The organism is Nocardioides sp. CPCC 206348 (assembly GCF_048654705.1).
Lineage (GTDB): Bacteria > Actinomycetota > Actinomycetes > Propionibacteriales > Nocardioidaceae > Nocardioides.
Genome location: NZ_JBMCZA010000188.1, coordinates 1319 through 1804, shown reverse-complemented (window position 1 = coordinate 1804; position 486 = coordinate 1319). Strand labels below are relative to the sequence as shown.

Below are 486 nucleotides of genomic sequence, written 5' to 3'. Positions count from 1 at the left end.
CCGCCGTTCCCGTGGTGTTGATAGGAGTACGACGGCAGACGGGACCCGCCCTCACCGCGCACCGCGCCGCAGGCGGCCCACGGACTCTCCGGGTCTGCGACGTCCCCGAGGTCGGTCGCTCCGTCGCCCTCACGGCAGGGCCACCCGAAGTTGGCCACCCCGGCCGACTCCTCGACGTCGAGGACGTTGACCTCCTCCCACGTCATCTCCCCCACGTCGCCGATCACGAGCTGGTCGCCGTGGACGGTGAAGCGGAAGGGGTTGCGCAGTCCCAACGCGAGGACCCGCGATGCGTTGCTCGAGCCGTCGCCGACGTACAACGGGTTGTCGGGCACGCCGTGCCCGGTGACCGGGTCGATGCGCAGCACCTTGCCGGCCAGCACCTCCGGGTCCTGGGCGCGCAGGGTCAGCAGCCGCCCCGCCAGCCCGTTCCCGGTCAGGTACAGCGCGCCGTCGCCGATGCCGACCAGCAACCGGCCCTCGCCA

At 72.4% G+C, this 486-nt stretch carries 1 protein-coding gene; it reads right to left on the bottom strand.

The features are described 5' to 3' along the window. On the bottom strand, positions 1-486 hold a 486-nt coding region (locus ACOADB_RS15475; RefSeq protein WP_378600339.1), incomplete at both ends, for a PQQ-dependent sugar dehydrogenase.